Below are 271 nucleotides of genomic sequence, written 5' to 3'. Positions count from 1 at the left end.
ATTGCTGGCGACTACGTCGCGCGGAACTACGCGGCGTCCGCGATGAACGGCCGCATCGTGCAAATCGGCATCATCAAGGGCCCGGCGCCAGCACTCGACCTGTTCCCGATGCTGGCGAAACGCCTTACGCACATCGGCTCGACGCTGCGCTCGCGCACGCATGAGGAAAAAGCGGCGTTGATCGAGGATCTCGAGCGAAAGGTGTGGCCGCAGATTCGAAGCGGCGCGGTGAAGCCCGTGATCTATCAAACCTTCGATCTCGACGATGCGC

At 62.4% G+C, this 271-nt stretch carries 1 pseudogene; it reads left to right on the top strand.

Annotation, left to right across the window (positions count from 1 at the left end):
- Positions 1-271 (top strand): annotated as a pseudogene (locus SB753_RS37420) (NAD(P)H-quinone oxidoreductase); the annotation flags it as partial.

Origin of the sequence: Paraburkholderia sp. SIMBA_053 (assembly GCF_046534895.1) — a bacterium.
In the GTDB taxonomy this organism is placed as follows: domain Bacteria; phylum Pseudomonadota; class Gammaproteobacteria; order Burkholderiales; family Burkholderiaceae; genus Paraburkholderia; species Paraburkholderia caledonica.
The sequence above is the reverse complement of the archived record's forward strand: the minus strand, read 5'-3'. Positions and strand labels throughout refer to the sequence as shown.